This is a genomic window from Pseudomonas lutea (assembly GCF_000759445.1).
Lineage (GTDB): Bacteria > Pseudomonadota > Gammaproteobacteria > Pseudomonadales > Pseudomonadaceae > Aquipseudomonas > Aquipseudomonas lutea.
Genome location: NZ_JRMB01000001.1, coordinates 1,688,045 through 1,705,537, shown reverse-complemented (window position 1 = coordinate 1,705,537; position 17,493 = coordinate 1,688,045). Strand labels below are relative to the sequence as shown.

Sequence of the window (17,493 nt, the reverse complement as noted above, 5' to 3'; positions counted from 1 at the left end):
TCGTTGCCCAGCCTCCATTATTCTGACTGTCATCGGGCTGTCGGGTTTTCAGCGCATTATCTGTATGTGGCGGTCATCACTGAGGCATCAGAATCATCATGAGTACGGCAGAGCAGTTTCCGTTGAGTGATTCGCAAGTTGCATTGATCGCAAGAGCGCTGGCAGACAGCCGTCGCTACCGGATCCTGGTTCAGATCGGCGCCAGTGAGCAGGCATTGCCGTGCGCCGAAGTGCTCAAAGCCCACCCCGTAAGCGCGGCCACCGTTTCACACCACACCCGAGAGCTTGAGCGCGCGGGGCTGATCGCTACCTTGCGCGAAGGCAAGTACGCCAGCTTCATGCTTCAGCGTGAAGTGTTGCAGGCCTACGCACGTCAGCTGATGCAGCTCTAGCATTGAAAACCGGGCCGGGCGCCCCTATCTCTCAGTCTGTCCCTCAGCCGATTTTGATCGCGAGCGGCGCGCACCCGGTCCGGGTCGGCGCGCCTTTGTCCCTTCCGTCTCTTGCGAGGCGCATCCGGAGTTCCCATGTATCCAGACGTTCAGCTGTTCATCGATGGTCAGTGGCGTGCCAGTGCAGATGGCCGCACCCTCAATGTCATCAACCCGGCCGACGGCGAAACCCTCGGCACGGTGGCGCACGCCGATATCGCCGATCTGGATCAGGCGCTGGCAGCGGCCGAGCGAGGATTTGAAACCTGGCGCAGCACCCCGGCCTATGACCGCTACAAAATCATGCAGAAGGCCGCCGATCTGCTGCGCGACCGCGTCGATCACATTGCCAACATCATGACCCGCGAGCAGGGCAAGCCGCTGGCCGAGGCACGCATGGAAACCCTGTCCGCCGCCGACATTGTCGACTGGCTCGCCGAGGAAGGGCGTCGCGCTTACGGGCGTCTGGTGCCTTCGCGCAACGTCGCGGTGGAGCAGAAGGTGATCAAGGAACCGGTCGGCCCGGTGGCTGCGTTCACGCCGTGGAACTTCCCGATCAATCAGGTGGTGCGCAAGCTGTCCTCGGCGCTGGCGGCCGGCTGCTCGATCATCGTCAAAGCCCCTGAAGAAACCCCGGCCTCGCCTGCCGAACTGGTGCGCGCGTTCGTGGATGCCGGTGTTCCGGCGGGTGTGATCGGCCTGGTGTATGGCGATCCGGCGCAGATTTCGAGCTACCTGATCGCGCACCCGACCATCAAAAAAGTCACCTTCACCGGCTCGACCCCGGTGGGCAAGCAGCTGGCGGCCCTCGCGGGACAGCACATGAAGCGCGCCACCATGGAGCTGGGCGGTCACGCGCCGGCGCTGGTGTTTGATGATGCTGACATCGATCTGGCGGCACGCACGCTGGCAGGCGCCAAGTTCCGTAACGCCGGGCAGGTCTGCGTATCGCCGACGCGGATTTTAGTGCAGAGGGGCGTGTTCGATGCGTTCGCCGAAAAATTCGTTGGCCTGGCCCACGAATTGAAAGTCGGCAATGGTCTGGAGCAGGGCGTTACCATGGGCCCGGTGGCCAACGAGCGACGTATTCCGGCGTTGACGGCGTTGATCAAGGACGCCAGCGATAAAGGCGCCACGCTGCATGTCGGCGGCAAGGCGATCGAAGGGCCGGGCTACTTCTTCGAGCCCACCGTGATCAGCGGCCTGACCACCGAGATGCGCATCATGAACGAGGAGCCTTTCGGCCCGGTGGCCCTGCTGGTGCCGTTCGATACGGTCGAAGACGCGGTCAGGGAATCCAACCGCGTGCCGTTCGGCCTGGCGTCGTACGCGTTCACCTCATCGATGAAAACCGCGCACATCCTCAGCACCCGCATCGAAGCCGGCATGCTGTCGATCAACCATCAAGGCATCGGCCTGGTTGAAGTGCCGTTTGGCGGCATCAAGGACTCCGGCTACGGGTCCGAAGGCGGCACCGAAGCGATCGAGGCGTACCTGAACACCAAGCTGGTGACCGTGTACAACTTGTAACCTCACGCGACAGCGGCAAAAGAACCCACCATTTGGTGGGTTTTTTATGCCTCGGGCTGAATCGCGACCGCGGACGCATCCATCCGACCACTGACCCGAACGGTAGGAGCCGGCTTGCTGGCGAACGCGTCACGCCGTTCAACCGCGCCGTAGCTGACACCCCCCCATTCGTAGGAGCCGGCTTGCTGGCGAACGCGTCATGCCGTTCAACCGCGCCGTAGCTGACACCGCCCATTTGTAGGAGCCGGCTTGCTGGCGAACGGGTCATGCCAGTCACCCTCACCGTTGCGGTGCTATCGCGGTTCGCCAGCAAGCCGGCTCCTACAGATTCGCGTAGGCCGCAGGTTTCTTTATGCCGCAGATGCCTGAGGCAGCCTGGATCTATTGTAGGAGCACGCTTGCCCGCGAAAAATATCAGCCCGCGATCTCGCCCAACCTGACCCACCGCATTCGCCGGCTCGCTGGCGAACGCGTCAAGCCGTTCAACCGCGCCATAGCTGACACACCTCCATTCGTAGGAGCCGGCTTGCTGGCGAACGCGGCAAGCCAGTCGCCCTCACCGTTACGGTGCGATCGCGGTTCGCCAGCAAGCCGGCTCCTACAGATTCGCGTAGGCCGCAGGTTTCTTTATGCCGCAGATGCCTGAGGCAGCCTGGATTTATTGTAGGAGCGCGCTTGCCCGCGAAAAATATCAGCCCGCGATCTCGCCCAACCTGACCCACCGCATTCGCCGGCTTGCTGGCGAACGGGTCAAGCCGTTCAGCCGCGCCATAGCTGACACACCTCCATTCGTAGGAGCCGGCTTGCTGGCGAACGCGGCAAGCCAGTCGCCCTCACCGTTGCGGTGCTATCACGGTTCGCCAGCAAGCCGGCTCCTACAGATTCGCGTAGGCCGCAGGTTTCTTTATGCCGCAGATTCCTGAGGCGGCCTGGATCTATTGTAGGAGCGCGCTTGCCCGCGAAAAATATCAGCCCGCGATCTCGCCCAACCTGACCCATCGCATTCGCCGGCTTGCTGGCGAACGCGTCAAGCCGTTCAACCGCGCCGTAGCTGACACACCTCCATTCGTAGGAGCCGGCTTGCTGGCGAACGCGGCAAGCCAGTCGCCCTCACCGTTGCGGTGCTATCGCGGTTTCGCCAGCAAGCCGGCTCCTACAGATTCGCGTAGGCCGCAGGTTTCTTTATGCCGCAGATTCCTGAGGCGGCCTGGATCTATTGTAGGAGCGCGCTTGCCCGCGAAAAATATCAGCCCGCGATCTCGCCCAACCTGACCCATCGCATTCGCCGGCTTGCTGGCGAACGGGTCAAGCCGTTCAACCGCGCCATAGCTGACACCGCCCATTCGTAGGAGCCGGCTTGCTGGCGAACGGGTCATGCCAGTCACCCTCACCGTTACGGTGCGATCGCGGTTCGCCAGCAAGCCGGCTCCTACAGATTCGCGTAGGCCGCAGGTTTCTTTATGCCGCAGATTCCTGAGGCGGCCTGGATCTATTGTAGGAGCGCGCTTGCCCGCGAAAAATATCAGCCCGCGATCTCGCCCAACCTGACCCACCGCATTCGCCGGCTTGCTGGCGAACGCGTCAAGCCGTTCAACCGCGCCGTAGCTGACACCGCCCATTTGTAGGAGCCGGCTTGCTGGCGAACGGGTCATGCCAGTCACCCTCACCGTTGCGGTGCTATCACGGTTCGCCAGCAAGCCGGCTCCTACAATTCGCGTAGGCCGCAGGTTTCTTTATGCCGCAGATGCCTGAGGCGGCCTGGATTTATTGTAGGAGCGCGCTTGCCCGCGAAAAATACCAGCCCGCGATATCGCCGAACCTGCCCCACCGCATTCGCCGGCTTGCTGGCGAACGCGTCATGCCGTTCAACCGCGCCGCAGCTGACACCGCCCATTTGTAGGAGCCGGCTTGCTGGCGAATGCGTCAAGCCGTTCAACCGCGCCGTAGCTGACACACCTCCATTTGTAGGAGCGAACGCGTCATGCCAGTCGCCCTCACCGTTGCGGTGCTATCGCGGTTCGCCAGCAAGCCGGCTCCTACAGGCGCAGCGCCTGCTAGCCAGGCAGGGTTTCAGGCCCGGCTGTGGTTGTTGCGTTTCAAGGTGATCAGCTGTTCGCTGAACTCCGGGCCGCGCCATGAACTCTGAACCCACACCACTTCCGATGCGGGGATGAGTCATGGCGATCAGCGGCGTGCAGGCAGGAGCAGACCCTAAAGGCGAAGTGTTTGAGACGGACTTGCCGGCCCGGCTGGACCGTCTGCCATGGGGGCGGTTTCATACGCTGCTGGTGTTCGCGCTGGGCATCACCTGGTTGCTCGACGGGCTTGAAGTGACCCTGGCGGGTTCTGTTTCGGGTGCGTTGAAGGACAGCCCGGTGCTGCGCCTGACCAATGCCGACATCGGCCTGGCCGGCGGCGCCTACATTTGTGGCGCGGTGCTGGGCGCGTTGTTTTTCGGCTGGCTGACGGACCGTCTGGGTCGGCGCAAACTGTTTTTCATCACCCTGGCGTTGTACATCACCGCAACCGCTGCGACGGCGTTTTCATTCAGCCTCTGGAGCTTCCTGCTGTTTCGCTTCCTCACCGGGATGGGCATCGGCGGTGAGTACACCGCGATCAATTCGACCATCCAGGAGTTCACCCCGGCCCGCTTCCGGGGCTGGGTCGACCTCACCATTAACGGCACCTTCTGGATCGGCGCCGCCCTGGGTGCGGTCGGCTCCATCGTCCTGCTGGACGCCACATGGGTCAGCCAGGAGCTTGGCTGGCGCCTGTGCTTCGGCATCGGCGCGGTACTGGGCCTGATCATCCTGCTGATGCGCCTGTGGTTACCGGAAAGCCCGCGCTGGCTGTTGATTCACGGCCAGGCCGAGGAGGCCAGGGCCATCGTAGAAAGCATTGAAGACCGACTGCGCCAACAGGGCCATGACCTGTCGGCCCCGGTGGGACCCCCGTTGCGTTTGCACGCCCGGGACCACACGCCGCTCAAGGAGATATTTCACACGCTGTTCAACGTCTACCGCCGCCGGGCACTGGTGGGGCTCACCTTGCTGACCGCGCAGGCATTCTTCTACAACGCGATTTTTTTCACCTACGCGTTGGTGCTGACCGAGTTCTATCAGGTGCCGTCCGCCTCGATTGGCTGGTACGTACTGCCGCTGGCGCTGGGCAATTTCTGCGGGCCGTTATTGCTCGGCCGGTTGTTCGACGTCGTCGGGCGGCGGGTGATGATCAGCCTGACCTATGCAGTTTCCGGGGTTTTGCTGACGATCACCGGCTACCTGTTCGAGCAGGGCATTCTGGACGTGACGCAGCAAGCCATCGCCTGGATGGTGATTTTCTTCTTCGCATCGGCCGCAGCGAGTTCGGCGTACCTGACGGTGGCCGAAACCTTCCCCCTGGAGATCCGCGCCCTGGCGATTGCCGTGTTCTATGCCTTCGGCACTGCGCTGGGCGGCATCGTCGGGCCCACGCTGTTCGGGCAATTGATCGACACCCATGAACGCGCGCCGGTGTTTTTCGGCTATCTCATCGGTGCGGCGTTGATGTTGCTGGCGGCGGCGGTGCAGGCGATATGGGGCGTGGCTTCAGAAGGCAAATCCCTCGAAGAAGTCGCCAGACCGTTGTCCCAGGCCCACGACTGACGCCTAGGCCCAAGACGCGTGACCGAGGCTGGAAACGAACAGCCGTCCTCGATGGGGCAGTTTTGTTCAATCCTCTCGTCTTGTCCGCTCCTTACACTCTCCCGACAGACCATGACGGGAGAAAGCTGCGATGAACCTGATGATTTCCATGGCGGCCTTTGCGCTGGCCGCGTCCATATCGCCGGGGCCGGTCAACGTCGTCGCCCTCAGCTGTGGCGCGCAATTCGGGCTAATGCCAACGTTGCGCCACGTACTGGGCGCAACCGTCGGCTTTGTCGTGCTGCTGATGTTCACCGGCTTCGGCCTGCATGAGGTGCTCCCGCGGTACCCATTACTCACCGAGCTGATTCGCTGGGCAGGGCTCGCGTTTCTGCTGTATCTGGCCGTCAAGCTGGCGATGGATGACGGAGAGCTCGACCTCGGCAAACCTGTCCGTCAGCCTTCTTTTCTTCATGGGGCGGCGATGCAGTGGCTCAACCCCAAGGCCTGGCTGGCGGCGGTGGCCGGCATGGGTGCGTTTGTGGCCGATGGTGAAGCACGACTGATCAGCCTGTTTGCCCTGATCTACTTCATCGTGTGTTATCTGTCGGTCGCTTGCTGGGCGTACGCGGGCGCCTTCCTCGGCCCATATCTGCGCAGCGCGCGGCGAATCAGGGTGTTCAATCGCAGCATGGCGGCGTTATTGGCCGGCTGCGCGGTGTCGTTGTTCTACGTCTGAGGCCAGTCACTTCATAGCCCGCGCGGAAAGTGACTCAAGGTTTGTATTGGCCTGGGGTTGCCGCCAGGTGCTTTTTGAATGCGCGCTGAAAATGCGCCTGATCGGCGAAACCACTCTGCTGAGCGATGTCGACAATGGCCTCGCCGCTGCGCAACTGTGCCTGAGCATGCTGGATACGGCGGTTGACCAGCCAGGCGTGCGGGGTCATGTGGTAGTGCCGCTCAAAGGCCCGAATCAGGTACGCCTCGGACAGCGTCGCCACTGCGCAGAGCTCTTCAAGCCGGACAGGTCGCAAGTAGTGCTCGTCGATGTAGCGCGCCGCACGTTCAACCTTGACATTGGACTTTCTGAACGGCGGCCTCGATCCACCCAGTTGCGCCTCGACCAAGGTGAAAAAGGCGAGGGCCGCTTGATGTTTGGTCAGCACGTCCAGCGAGGGGTCGACTAGCGTGCGGTGGAGTGCCAGAAGGCCCTCGAAAACCGCCGGGTTCGTGCTTTGGGACGCCCCGTACGGGCGAAAGCAGCTGCCATTGCCAATGCCGCAATCGCCTTGCAGCGCCGCCAGCCAGTGGGCGTCCACGTACAGCATGATGTAGGACCATGGCTGATCATCGATGGGATTGCAGGCGTGGACCTCGCCCGGATTCATCACCACCACGGTCCCGGAGGCGATGGTCCGGGTGGTCTTTTCATGCAGATAGGTGCTCTGGCCGGCGGTGATCGCGCCGATGGAAAACACCTCGTGGGCGTGGCGCGAGTAGCAGACCTTGCGCCCGTCCTCGATGGATCTCGCTTCGATGAACGGCAGTTGTGGATCACGCCAGAACACCGGTTTATCACGCGTCTGCACCGGGTTCTGATCGCTCATTTCAACTCATCCGTTGTTACGTTTGCAGCTGTGAAAGAGGTCCAGCGCCGGCTGGTATTCCGTGCTGGTGACGCCGAGCAAGCCTAGCACCGAATGAAACATGTAGTCATGGCTCAAGTCGGGCTGATCCTGCTTGGCAGACAGGCAGCTGCGATCCACGCTGGCATCCTCTAGGGTCGAATGACCGAACCACATCACCATCGGCACATGGGTCTGCGCCACGGGGGCGATGGCGTAAGGCGCAGCGTGCAGGTAGATGCCGTTTTCACCCAGCGACTCGCCATGGTCCGAGACGTAGATCATCGAGGCATCGACCTTGTCCTGGTTGCGTTTGAGCAGCTCGATGGTCTGCGCCAGGAAGTGATCGGTGTACAGAATGGTGTTGTCGTAGACGTTTTTCAGCTCATCGGACGTGCAGCTGCCCAACTGGTTGGTGTGGCAGACGGGGCTGAAGCGCTCCATCGTCTTGGGGTAACGATCGTAGTATTCCGGTCCGTGGCTGCCGTCGGAATGGAGCACGATGATGGCGTTGTCCTGAAGTGAATCGATGTAGTCCTGCAAACCCACCAGCAGCGCCTCGTCCAGGCACGTGGCGCCATCGCAGAAAGGGCTGGGCTGATTCTTGGGAACGTCGCTATGGGGGACGCGCAGGCAGGTGCCCTTGCAATCGCTGTTGTTGTCCAGCCAAACGACCTTCATGCCCGCACGCTGGAGCATGTCCAGCAAGCCTTCGTAGGTCTTGCCCTTCTTGTCGCTGTAGTCGCTGCGCGGGAATTTGGAGAACATGCACGGCACCGACACGGCGGTGGAGGTGCCACAGGAGGCCACGTGGGTGAAGTTGAGAATGTCCTCTTTCTTCAATTCCGGATTGGTTTCGCGCTCGTAGCCGTTGAGCGAGAAATGGTCGGCGCGCGCCGTCTCGCCGACGACGAAAATCATCAGGCTCTTTTTCGGCCGTTGCTGGGCTTGCGCACTCAGCGCCGCGTCGGCACCGACGGTCTGGATTTTCGGTGTCTCTTTGATGGCGACCGTCTGTTTGGTCAGCTTACCGATGGCATAGAAATAGTTGGTGGGGTTGATGAAATGGGTGAGCTTGTCTTCATCGCGGAAGATCGGCGCGTAGGTCGAATAGAACGGCGCGACCGCGGCAGCGATCGCCAGCAGGCAGCCGACGCACACCACGATTTTGTTGACCAGACCCGGCAGCACACGACGATAAGTCACCGGCAACCACCAGATCACGGCGACCGGCAGCACGCCCAGCAGACCCAGGTACCCGAACAACTTGCCGCTCAACAGGGCTTCGGCTTCCCCCGGGTTTGTCTCCAGCACGTTCTGCATCATCGTCGTGTCGATGCTGACGCCATAGCTGTTCATGAAGTACGCCGCGGCGGCGGAGCACAGCGCGACCACGCTCAGCATCGGCTTGAGCGTCAGGCGAAACGAAAAGGGCGTCAGCAGCAGGGTGATGGCGGCCCACAGCAGCACGGCAAACGAGCAGTAAAACGCCCCGGCCTTGAAGCCCTGGAGCTGGGCCAGCGCCACCAGTGCGCGCCAGGTCGCCAGGTTGTAAAACACCACCAGACACAGGGAAAACAGCATCACCAAACGAGTAGAAGTGACCGGTTTGACCATCGCATTCATTCCGAACAGGGGGACCACGCGGTGCCTGGCTGCGGGTGCATCAGGCAGTTCCGTCCTTCACACCGAGACGTGGTGTGGCTCAGTCAGTGGCTGGCGGACGGGGGAGGCGAGGCAGATCGCGCGGAGTTTTCCAAAAGGATTGTGAAGGCTGTGTGAAATCAACCTGTCGATGGCACCGGGAAAGCAGGCCCCGCTTTGACGGGGGGCTGGATGCATGCGCTTATTGCCCTGCGATGAGCTTGTCGACGGTGCCGTTCTGCTTCAGTCGGGCAAAGGCGGCGGTGATTTTTTCCACGACTTCATCCGGCGTGTTGGCACTCATGGCGACGTACAAACCCTTGGAGAGTTCGTCGAGGGCGAAGACGCTTTCCAGGTTCTCGAAGGGGATGTGCAGATCGGCGCACTGCTCCCGTGCTTCGCGCTCAGGCATCGGGATGAGTTCGACCTGACCGGTGATGAGCTTGCGCAGATTGTCGAGGTTGTTGGCGGAGACCACCATTTTGCTGAAGCCCTTGCTCTCCAGGTATTGCTGGCGTGAGTCATCGCGCACCACGCCGACCGTGTAATGCGCCGCCTCTTGCAGGCTCGCCACCCACACGTCACGGCGCTCGCGCAGCTTGTAAAACATCGGGTGGACCCGTTCCAGCTCGCCGACCCACTTGAAGGAATCTTCACGCCCACTGCTGCGAATCATCGGATAGATCAGCACGTTGGCTTCGAGCCGGGCAATGTCGTAAGCCCTTGCCCACGGGTAAAGGGTCATGTGGTAATCGGTGATGCCCGCGGCGGCGAGGGTCATCTCGACCACTTGGCTGGCAACGCCCACGACCTTGCCGTCCTCCAGTGCGCTGTATGACGAGTCCTCAGTCACCACTTGCAGCGTCGCCGCGTGAGCGCAGAGGCAGACCATCAACATCAAGGCAGTCGCCAGCACGCGGTGGTGACGATGAATTTTTCCCATGGCAGTCCTCTCGGTTCAGATCACACAACGGTCCCGGCCCTGGCTTTTCGCCCGGTACAGTGCCCGGTCGGCGTTTTGCAGCAGTTGATCGAAATGCGCCATGTTCGCCGGGTCCAGCTCCGCGACACCGATGCTCAGGGTGACAAAGGGCGAAACCGGTGAAGCGCTGTGGGCCAACCGTTGTTGAGCCAACAGCTCGCGCAGGCGATCAGCCGAAACCTGCGCCTGTTGACGGTTCTGGCCCGGGAGCACGACGGCGAACTCCTCACCACCGAGCCGTGCGACCAGCTCGCCAGAGCGAGAGAACAGTCCGCTCATGGCCAGCGCTACGTTGCGAAGGCATTCATCGCCCATGGCATGGCCATAGGTATCGTTGTAACGCTTGAAGAAATCGATATCACACATCAGCACCGACAGCGGCTGGCGATGACGCAGGGCGCGGTTGAATTCCAGCTCCTTGAGCTCATCGAAATGCCGGCGGTTGGCAAGGCCGGTGAGCGGGTCGAAACGGGTCAGCGCTTCGAGCCGGGTATTGGCGGCCTTCAGCTCGGCAGTGCGCTGCTCGACCAGTTCGGCGAGCTGGTCGCGATTGGCCGCCAAGGCGATCTCGTCACGCGCCTGGCGTTGCAGGTGCGCCGCCAGTTTGTCCTGCAGGTCGTTGACGCCCGCCTCCAGCAGGTCGAGCTCATCACCGGCCTTGCCGCGACGATCCAGACGCAAATGGGTTCTCAGGTTGAGCGGCGTCAGGTGCTCAAGGTGGCGCGCAATGCGCCGCACATGCAGCGTCACCGAACGGTTGAACATACCCATGATCAGCCCGGCCAGGGCGAGTGACTGGATGATCTGGGTGAGCATGATGATCGCCACCTCTTTCCAGAGACGCCTCCACAGCAGGCCCTCGTCGCCTTCGATGGTCAACTCGCCCACCACCTCGCTGGCACCGGGGTAGGGCGCAACGGTCAGCTGCCGATGAAGCGCTGGAGCAAGCTGCGAGCCGGTGTGGCCCGGATGTTCACGGACCAGCAGTTCAGGCGCCCGCCCTGGGCGCAGGATCTTCAATTCGACCCGACCGACCGGCGCGGCCGTGGCGACGCTGCCGATCTGGGTTTGCAGCGCCTGGTCGTCCATCTCCCAGACGGCCTTGGACAGCGTGCCCTGGAACACCTGGTCGATCAGCGTCAGTTCGGCATTCATGTTGGTCAGGTTGCTGTTCCAGGCAAACCAGGTGCGCACCGCGACCGTCGCTGCCGTAAACAGCACACAGAACGCCAGCGTCGCCAGCACCAGGCGGCGCGCCAGGGAGCCGTTGCGCGGGGTGGCGCGTGCGTTCGCGGGGGTGTCTGGAGGCGGCTCCATCAGCATGCTCATTGCCACTTGCGCGCGATGGCGTCGTAAGTGCCGTTGGCACGCACGGTGTCGAGGGCTTTTTGAAACAGCTGGACCGTGGTGTCGGGCGTGCCGGCACTGAAGGCCATGCTGAAGCCGCCAGCGTCTTCGAGTTCCGGCACGCGCAATGACTGCACCAATGTGCGCGCAGGGTCGTCGCCGGCCTGCCGCGCCAGGTAATAGGCGTTGAGCTCATCGGAAATCCACAGGTCGACGTGGCCGCTCTGCAGTTTCTGGTAATTGAAGGCATAACGGTTGCTTGATTGCAGTTGCTGGCCGATCTGGAACTTGCGCGCCATCAAGTACTGCTCGCCGACGTCCTCGTTGACCGTCGCGGTCTGCCAGTCGCGGGCATCTTCCAGGGCCAGCAGCCGGACCGGATGGCTGGCTGAGGAGTACAGGTACCAGCGCGAGGCGGCGATGGTGCCTACCCACTTGAACAGGTGCTCGCGCTCTGCAGTGCGGGTAATCGAATAAATCAGCACATTGGGGGTGTGCAGCGCCAGGTCATAGGCGCGCGCCCAGGGCATGGACTGAATGGGCGCCTGCATATTGGCCTGTTTGAGCACCGCCTGAACCACCTCGGTGCTCATGCCGGTGAGCACGCCGTCGCGGGTCATGTTGTACGGCGGCAGCTCTTCGGTCACAACGTGGATGGGTTGAGCGGGGACGGGCTCGACATGAATCGATTCAGCTCTCGCCGCGTCAGCCGTCATACACAGCAACAGCGCCACCCGGAGTGTGCTGCCCAGCGTGTGAATGAGCGAATGAAGAATCATCGATGGCTACCTCGTCGGGTGCAAGAGAGGCGGGTTCCGGACCCTGAACCGTCCGGCGCGACCTGACCGACTGTCTTGCACACCGTGATATCGGCTGAATAATCCGCCACTTGAGACGGCTTCCTGCCGGTCATCCTAACAGGCTTGGCAGAGGCGTCCGGTTTCCCGGCACCGTGCACCGCCACACCCTGCTCGCGAACGGACCGGCCTCTTCCCGGCTGAAGCCGGTCCCACTAAGGCACCGCGTACAGTCCAGATATGCAGGCGCATGCACTGGCCTCTTCCCGGCTGAAGCCAGTCCCACTAAGGCACCGTGTGCAGTCAGTGGGACCGGCTTCAGCCGGGAAGCCTTAGATCTGCTTTTGATCTTCGTACACAAATGTCCAGACACCGCCAAACGCGACTTGGGTGCAGGCTGAACGCAGGTCTCGAGGAGTGGGCCGAGCGGCATGGATGCCGCGAGAGCGCCGTCAGGACATGGATGTCCGTTCGGCGCGGGCCCACGGAGCGAGACCGGAGTGAGGGAACCCCGACGAAGGAGGGGCCCAACCGGGAGCAGGCACTTTTGGTTACTTTTAGTTGGTCCGGCTCCCGGCTTTTTAAAAGTAACTCGCCGAAGGCGAAACAATCGGCCGTTAGGCAGACCCTCTCAGCCGCACCGCGAACCTCGCCGCTTTTTAAACGCGCTCTCCAAGAACCGTGGCGTTCTGCCACACCCCGCCACAAGCAGTTCCTTGACCTGGATCAACAGTATCGAAAGGGCATGAAGGAAAAATACCTCGCACCCTGACGAGTCCTCAACATGCCCGGTCCCCTCGACTTTCTCAAACACCCACTGGCCAAAGACATCGGTCTGATCCTGCTGATCAAACTTGTCCTGCTGATGGGCATCCGCAGCGTCTGGTTCGACGCCCCGGTGGAGGTCAAGGACGACGGGGTGCAAGCCGCCCTGCACGTATTGGGCGCCCCAACCGTATCTTCTGAGAAGAACCCCAAATGATTTCGGAATCAGTCGTCGACTTATCCCGGCTGCAGTTCGCGATGACCGCGCTGTACCACTTCCTCTTCGTCCCGCTGACCCTGGGCATGACCTTTTTGCTGGCCATCATGGAATCGGTCTACGTCATGACCGGCAAGCAGGTCTACAAAGACATGACCCGTTTCTGGGGCAAGCTGTTCGGCATCAACTTCGCCCTGGGCGTGACCACCGGGCTGACCATGGAATTTCAGTTCGGCACCAACTGGGCGTATTACAGCCACTACGTCGGCGACATCTTCGGTGCGCCGCTGGCCATCGAAGGAATGATGGCGTTCTTTCTTGAATCGACCTTCATCGGCCTGTTCTTCTTTGGCTGGGACCGCCTGACCCGCGTGCAGCACCTCACGGTGACCTGGCTGGTCGCCATCGGCTCGAACATGTCAGCGCTGTGGATTCTCATCGGCAACGGCTGGATGCAAAACCCGGTCGGCGCCGAGTTCAACTTCACCACCATGCGCATGGAGCTCACCAGCTTCAGCGACCTGCTGTTCAACCCCGTCGCGCAGGTCAAGTTCGTGCACACCGTGGCTTCGGGCTACGTCACCGGCGCGATCTTCGTGCTGGCGATTTCGAGCTGGTACCTGCTCAAAGGCCGCGACATCGCCTTCGCCCGACGTTCGTTCGCCATCGCTTCGGCGTTCGGCATGGCCTCGATTCTCTCGGTGATCGTGCTGGGGGATGAATCCGGTTACGAGATCGGCGATGTGCAGAAAACCAAGCTGGCAGCCATCGAAGCAGAGTGGGAAACCGAGCCGGCCCCGGCGGCGTTTACCTTGTTCGGCCTGCCCAATCAGGCGCAGCAGCGCACCGATTACGCGGTCAAGATTCCCTACCTGATGGGCATCATCGCCACGCGCTCGATGGACAAACAAGTCACTGGCCTCAAGGACCTGATCAGCGAGCATGAAGGGCGCATTCGCAACGGCATGACCGCCTACGACTTGCTCGGAAAACTGCGCGGCGGTGACAAAAGCGAGCAGACCCTCAACGCTTTCAACGCGGTCAAGAAGGACCTGGGCTACGGCCTGTTGCTGAAGAAATACACCGCCAGCGTCGTTGACGCCAACGAGCAACAAATCAAACAGGCGGCGCTGGATTCAATCCCCCAGGTGGCCTCGATCTTCTGGACCTTCCGCGTGATGGTGCTCAGCGGGGTGCTGATGCTGCTGTTGTTCGCCTGCGCGTTCTGGGCCTCGGCGCGCAAAAACGAGACCGGCAAGCGCTGGCTGCTCAAATGGGCGTTGTTAAGCCTGCCGCTGCCCTGGGTCGCCACGCAGACCGGCTGGTGGGTGGCGGAACATGGTCGCCAGCCCTGGTCCATCGGCGAAGTGCTGCCGGTGCACCTGTCGGCCTCGACCCTGTCGCCGGGCGATGTGCTCGGTTCGATTGTGGCGCTGGTCGGCTTCTACACCGTGCTGTTGATCATCGAGATGTACCTGATGATCAAGTTCGCCCGACTGGGTCCAAGCAGCCTGCACACCGGCCGCTATCACTTCGAGCACAGCGCGGCCATCCCGCCTGCGCGCGCCCCACAACCGGCCCTGGCCTGAGGAACGTTCGATGTTCGATTACGAAACCCTGAAGATGATCTGGTGGGTGCTGGTCGGCGTGCTGTTGATCGGCTTCGCCCTCACCGACGGCTTCGACCTGGGCGCGGCAGTGTTGATGCCCTTCGTCGGGCGCAGCGATAACGAGCGGCGTGTGGTCATCAACACCATCGCTCCGCACTGGGACGGCAATCAGGTCTGGCTGATCACTGCGGGCGGCGCGCTGTTCGCGGCATGGCCGCTGGTCTACGCCGCGGCGTTCTCGGGACTGTACTGGGCGCTGCTGCTGGTGCTGTTCGCGTTGTTCGTGCGACCGGTGGGTTTTGACTACCGCAGCAAGCTGGAAAACACCCGTTGGCGGCAGAGCTGGGACTGGGGCCTGTTCATCGGCGGTCTGGTGCCTTCGCTGGTCTTCGGGGTGGCCTTCGGCAACCTGCTGCTGGGCGTGCCGTTCCAGTTCGACGACACCCTGCGCTCAAGCTATCAGGGCAACTTCTGGCAACTGTTGAGCCCCTTCGGCCTGCTCGCCGGTGTGGTCAGCCTGAGCATGCTGGGGCTGCACGGTGGCACCTGGTTGATGATGCGCACCGAAGGCGCGATTGCCCAGCGTTCACGGCGTGCGGCGCAGGTGTTGTCGTTGGTATTTGTACTGGCGTTCATCTGTGCGGGCGTGTGGCTGCTGGTCGGCGGCATTCAGGGCCTGGCGATCACCTCGGCGTTCGATGCGGGCGCGGCACTCAATCCGTTGTCGAAAACCGTGACGGCGAGCAACCACGGCTGGCTGGGCAATTACCAGCAACACCCGCTGACGGTGGCCGCGCCATTGCTGGGGATCTTCGGCGGCCTGCTGGCGTTACTGGGTGCCAGCGCGGGGCAGGGCAGGACGGCGTTTCTGGGCAGCAGCCTGGCAATCGTCGGTGCGCTGTGTACGGCAGGCTTCGCGTTGTTTCCCTTTGTGATGCCATCGAGTCTGGACCCGGCCTCCAGCCTGACCGTGTGGGACGCCGTCTCCAGCCACAAAACCCTGATCATCATGTTGATCGCAGCGACCATTTTCGTGCCGTTGATCCTCTGCTACACGCTTTGGTGCTACGCCAAGATGTGGGGCAAGGTCACCACCGCGCACATCGACCACAACCCGCACGGCCTGTACTGAGCCGCGTCGCAAAGGAGAGACAATCATGTGGTATTTCGCCTGGATTCTCGGCGTGCTGCTGGCCTGCAGCTTCGGCATCATCAACGCCCTGTGGCTGGAAGCCTCGGACGCCGCCGCGCTGGAGCGTGGCCGTGACCGCTGAGGCGGGCAGTGAACCGGTCCGGTACAGCATCGGCCGGGCAGTGTCCCTGCTGATGGCGGTACCGCTGAGCCTGGTTCTGCTGATCCATCCGGCCTCAATGCTCGACGCCAATGGCCACTACTCCCACAGTGTGCTGATGCTGGTCATGTGGGGCGTGGCCGGAGGGTTCGTCCACGGCGTCGGTTTCGAGCCGCGTGCCATGGCCTGGCGGGTGGTGTTTCACCTGCTGCCGGCCTGGGTGCTGATGGCGCTGGGGTATGGCATGTGGCTCACCGCGCGTCAGTGGTTTTAAGCATCTGCACGTATCAGTGGGCGGCCACCCTGGCCGCTTTCACTGCCGGCACGATGGACAGCGCAATCAATGCCACAATTGCGCACAGCAGGCCGGAAATGAAGAACGCCGGCAGATACGTGGCGAAGTGCGTGCGTGTCCATCCCGCCCCGAATGCCGCGAAGGCGGCCCCTAATTGATGACCGGCGAAGACCCAGCCAAACACGATGTTGGCACGCTCGACGCCGAATCGCTGGGCGGTCAGCTTCACCGTCGGCGGCACCGTGGCGATCCAGTCCAGCCCATAGAGCAGCGCGAACACTGACAGCCCGAACACGGTGAAGTCCAGAAACGGCAACAGCACCAGCGACACGCCGCGAAAGCCGTAGTACCAGAACAGCAGCCAGCGGTTATCGAAGCGGTCCGACAGCCAGCCGGAACCGATAGTGCCGAAGAAATCGAAAATCCCCATCACCGCCAGCATGCCCGCCGCCGTGGTTGCGGCCAGCCCGTAGTCGCCGCACAGGCTGATGAAGTGCGTCTGTATCAGGCCATTGGTGCTGGCCCCGCAGATGAAAAAGGTCATGAACAAAACCCAGAACGTCCACGTCCCGGAGACCTCGCGCAGCACCTTAAGCGGCGTCATCAAAAGCTGGGCGAAGGTCTGGGTGCTCTCGGGGACGGGCTGGATGTCGTCATCGCCATACAGCGGCAGCTGCAGGTCGGCGGGACGGTTGCGCATCAGCGCCAGTACGGCGAAACCGGCGATCACGATGGCGGCGCAAATACACGTCAGCGCCGTGCGCCAGCCAAACTGCTCGGTGAGGTTCGCCAGCAGCGGCATGAACACCAGCTGGCCGGTCGCGGAACTGGCGGACAGCAAGCCCATTGCCAAACCGCGATGGCTGGAAAACCAGCGCGTAGCCACGGTGGCGCCGAGCACCATGGCCGTCAGCCCGGTGCCGAAGCCCACAACCACGCCCCACAGCACGACCAATTGCCAGAAGCGGGTCATGAACAGCGACAGCAGCATGCCGCTCGCCACCAGCGTCAATGCCGTGAGCACCACCTTGCGCACACCGAAGTGATTCATGAACGCGGCGGCGAATGGGCCGACCAGGCCAAACAGCGCAAAGCGGATCGCCAGGGCCGAAGAAATCTCCGCGGTGTCCCAGCCGAATTCCGCTTGCAACGGACGGATGAACACCCCGGGCGCGCCCACGGCGCCGGCCATTACCAGCATGGTCAGGAAAGTCACCGCCAGAATCACCCAGCTGTAATGAATACGGCGACGCGACAGGGATGCCGCCAGAGCAGTCGAAACCATGAGAGTTCACCAAAGGAGCGGGGCGTTTGAATGATGGCTGTACTTTAAAC

At 62.2% G+C, this 17,493-nt stretch carries 18 protein-coding genes; 12 read left to right on the top strand and 6 right to left on the bottom strand.

Going from position 1 to position 17,493, the window contains the following annotated elements; all coding sequences use genetic code 11:
• The first annotated feature begins 98 nt into the window (after positions 1 to 98).
• The 7 genes from LT42_RS07315 (at position 99) to LT42_RS07300 (ending at position 6,323) form a co-directional block, all read left to right on the top strand.
• Complete coding sequence (locus LT42_RS07315; RefSeq protein WP_037011152.1) at positions 99 to 392, top strand: ArsR/SmtB family transcription factor; 294 nt, start codon at positions 99 to 101, stop codon at positions 390 to 392.
• A 135-nt stretch (positions 393 to 527) separates the two neighbouring features.
• Positions 528 to 1,961, top strand: coding sequence for an NAD-dependent succinate-semialdehyde dehydrogenase (locus LT42_RS07310; RefSeq protein WP_037011148.1), 1,434 nt, complete (start codon positions 528 to 530; stop codon positions 1,959 to 1,961).
• Positions 1,962 to 3,145: 1,184 nt separating this feature from the next.
• Positions 3,146 to 3,310, top strand: coding sequence for a hypothetical protein (locus LT42_RS25935; RefSeq protein WP_160176717.1), 165 nt, complete (start codon positions 3,146 to 3,148; stop codon positions 3,308 to 3,310).
• Between the two features lie 111 nt (positions 3,311 to 3,421).
• Positions 3,422 to 3,586, top strand: coding sequence for a hypothetical protein (locus tag LT42_RS25930; RefSeq protein WP_160176716.1), 165 nt, complete (start codon positions 3,422 to 3,424; stop codon positions 3,584 to 3,586).
• A 356-nt stretch (positions 3,587 to 3,942) separates the two neighbouring features.
• Positions 3,943 to 4,107: a hypothetical protein gene (locus tag LT42_RS25925; RefSeq protein WP_160176715.1), complete on the top strand. Its 165-nt coding sequence runs from the start codon at positions 3,943 to 3,945 to the stop codon at positions 4,105 to 4,107.
• A gap of 31 nt (positions 4,108 to 4,138) precedes the next feature.
• On the top strand, positions 4,139 to 5,605 hold the full coding sequence (locus LT42_RS07305) for an MFS transporter (protein ID WP_037011147.1): 1,467 nt from the start codon (positions 4,139 to 4,141) through the stop codon (positions 5,603 to 5,605).
• A 130-nt stretch (positions 5,606 to 5,735) separates the two neighbouring features.
• On the top strand, positions 5,736 to 6,323 hold the full coding sequence (locus tag LT42_RS07300; RefSeq protein ID WP_037011145.1) for a LysE family translocator: 588 nt from the start codon (positions 5,736 to 5,738) through the stop codon (positions 6,321 to 6,323).
• A 34-nt stretch (positions 6,324 to 6,357) separates the two neighbouring features.
• Here LT42_RS07300 and LT42_RS07295 read toward each other — a convergent pair whose 3' ends face one another.
• From LT42_RS07295 to LT42_RS07275, 5 genes are all read right to left on the bottom strand, one after another.
• The gene (locus LT42_RS07295; protein ID WP_037011143.1) at positions 6,358 to 7,191 is read right to left on the bottom strand and encodes an AraC family transcriptional regulator; all 834 of its coding nucleotides are present in this window, start codon (positions 7,189 to 7,191) and stop codon (positions 6,358 to 6,360) included.
• Between the two features lie 6 nt (positions 7,192 to 7,197).
• A complete protein-coding gene (locus LT42_RS07290) occupies positions 7,198 to 8,826 on the bottom strand; it encodes a phosphoethanolamine transferase (RefSeq protein ID WP_276209498.1) in 1,629 nt (542 codons plus the stop codon).
• 229 nt (positions 8,827 to 9,055) lie between these two features.
• Positions 9,056 to 9,796 carry a substrate-binding periplasmic protein gene (locus LT42_RS07285; protein WP_052075163.1) on the bottom strand — a complete coding sequence of 247 codons (741 nt, stop codon included), beginning with the start codon at positions 9,794 to 9,796 and terminating at the stop codon, positions 9,056 to 9,058.
• A 15-nt stretch (positions 9,797 to 9,811) separates the two neighbouring features.
• Positions 9,812 to 11,152, bottom strand: coding sequence for a diguanylate cyclase (locus tag LT42_RS07280; protein WP_037013084.1), 1,341 nt, complete (start codon positions 11,150 to 11,152; stop codon positions 9,812 to 9,814).
• 8 nt (positions 11,153 to 11,160) lie between these two features.
• The gene (locus LT42_RS07275; protein WP_081955334.1) at positions 11,161 to 11,961 is read right to left on the bottom strand and encodes a substrate-binding periplasmic protein; all 801 of its coding nucleotides are present in this window, start codon (positions 11,959 to 11,961) and stop codon (positions 11,161 to 11,163) included.
• An 802-nt stretch (positions 11,962 to 12,763) separates the two neighbouring features.
• On the opposite strand from LT42_RS07275, the gene cydP reads away from it, so the two are divergent.
• From cydP to LT42_RS07250, 5 genes are read left to right on the top strand one after another with little or no spacing between them, the layout of a single operon-like run.
• Positions 12,764 to 12,961, top strand: coding sequence for a cytochrome oxidase putative small subunit CydP (cydP, locus tag LT42_RS07270; RefSeq protein WP_037011139.1), 198 nt, complete (start codon positions 12,764 to 12,766; stop codon positions 12,959 to 12,961).
• Complete coding sequence (locus LT42_RS07265; protein WP_037011137.1) at positions 12,958 to 14,550, top strand: cytochrome ubiquinol oxidase subunit I; 1,593 nt, start codon at positions 12,958 to 12,960, stop codon at positions 14,548 to 14,550. The genes cydP and LT42_RS07265 overlap by 4 nt, the downstream gene beginning before the upstream one ends.
• A 10-nt stretch (positions 14,551 to 14,560) precedes the next feature.
• Positions 14,561 to 15,703, top strand: a complete 1,143-nt coding sequence (gene cydB / locus LT42_RS07260; protein WP_037011135.1) for a cytochrome d ubiquinol oxidase subunit II — start codon at positions 14,561 to 14,563, stop codon at positions 15,701 to 15,703.
• Between the two features lie 25 nt (positions 15,704 to 15,728).
• Positions 15,729 to 15,845, top strand: coding sequence for a cytochrome bd-I oxidase subunit CydX (gene cydX, locus LT42_RS24970; RefSeq protein WP_037011134.1), 117 nt, complete (start codon positions 15,729 to 15,731; stop codon positions 15,843 to 15,845).
• Positions 15,835 to 16,137 carry a cyd operon YbgE family protein gene (locus LT42_RS07250; RefSeq protein ID WP_081955333.1) on the top strand — a complete coding sequence of 101 codons (303 nt, stop codon included), beginning with the start codon at positions 15,835 to 15,837 and terminating at the stop codon, positions 16,135 to 16,137. The genes cydX and LT42_RS07250 overlap by 11 nt, the downstream gene beginning before the upstream one ends.
• Before the next feature lie 13 nt (positions 16,138 to 16,150).
• Here LT42_RS07250 and LT42_RS07245 read toward each other — a convergent pair whose 3' ends face one another.
• Positions 16,151 to 17,443, bottom strand: a complete 1,293-nt coding sequence (locus LT42_RS07245; RefSeq protein ID WP_037011132.1) for an MFS transporter — start codon at positions 17,441 to 17,443, stop codon at positions 16,151 to 16,153.
• Positions 17,444 to 17,493 lie beyond the last annotated feature (50 nt).

What these genes read in the sequence shown, in the direction of transcription:
- LT42_RS07290 (WP_276209498.1), bottom strand. Translation starts at nt 8,826, where the DNA reads ATGGTCAAACCGGTCACTTCTACTCGTTTGGTGATGCTGTTTTCCCTG.
- cydB (WP_037011135.1), top strand. Translation starts at nt 14,561, where the DNA reads ATGTTCGATTACGAAACCCTGAAGATGATCTGGTGGGTGCTGGTCGGC.
- LT42_RS07300 (WP_037011145.1), top strand. Translation starts at nt 5,736, where the DNA reads ATGAACCTGATGATTTCCATGGCGGCCTTTGCGCTGGCCGCGTCCATA.
- LT42_RS07275 (WP_081955334.1), bottom strand. Translation starts at nt 11,961, where the DNA reads ATGATTCTTCATTCGCTCATTCACACGCTGGGCAGCACACTCCGGGTG.
- LT42_RS25935 (WP_160176717.1), top strand. Translation starts at nt 3,146, where the DNA reads ATGCCGCAGATTCCTGAGGCGGCCTGGATCTATTGTAGGAGCGCGCTT.
- LT42_RS07315 (WP_037011152.1), top strand. Translation starts at nt 99, where the DNA reads ATGAGTACGGCAGAGCAGTTTCCGTTGAGTGATTCGCAAGTTGCATTG.
- LT42_RS07295 (WP_037011143.1), bottom strand. Translation starts at nt 7,191, where the DNA reads ATGAGCGATCAGAACCCGGTGCAGACGCGTGATAAACCGGTGTTCTGG.
- cydP (WP_037011139.1), top strand. Translation starts at nt 12,764, where the DNA reads ATGCCCGGTCCCCTCGACTTTCTCAAACACCCACTGGCCAAAGACATC.
- LT42_RS07305 (WP_037011147.1), top strand. Translation starts at nt 4,139, where the DNA reads ATGGCGATCAGCGGCGTGCAGGCAGGAGCAGACCCTAAAGGCGAAGTG.
- LT42_RS07245 (WP_037011132.1), bottom strand. Translation starts at nt 17,443, where the DNA reads ATGGTTTCGACTGCTCTGGCGGCATCCCTGTCGCGTCGCCGTATTCAT.
- cydX (WP_037011134.1), top strand. Translation starts at nt 15,729, where the DNA reads ATGTGGTATTTCGCCTGGATTCTCGGCGTGCTGCTGGCCTGCAGCTTC.
- LT42_RS07310 (WP_037011148.1), top strand. Translation starts at nt 528, where the DNA reads ATGTATCCAGACGTTCAGCTGTTCATCGATGGTCAGTGGCGTGCCAGT.
- LT42_RS07280 (WP_037013084.1), bottom strand. Translation starts at nt 11,152, where the DNA reads ATGGAGCCGCCTCCAGACACCCCCGCGAACGCACGCGCCACCCCGCGC.
- LT42_RS25930 (WP_160176716.1), top strand. Translation starts at nt 3,422, where the DNA reads ATGCCGCAGATTCCTGAGGCGGCCTGGATCTATTGTAGGAGCGCGCTT.
- LT42_RS25925 (WP_160176715.1), top strand. Translation starts at nt 3,943, where the DNA reads ATGCCAGTCGCCCTCACCGTTGCGGTGCTATCGCGGTTCGCCAGCAAG.
- LT42_RS07285 (WP_052075163.1), bottom strand. Translation starts at nt 9,796, where the DNA reads ATGGGAAAAATTCATCGTCACCACCGCGTGCTGGCGACTGCCTTGATG.
- LT42_RS07265 (WP_037011137.1), top strand. Translation starts at nt 12,958, where the DNA reads ATGATTTCGGAATCAGTCGTCGACTTATCCCGGCTGCAGTTCGCGATG.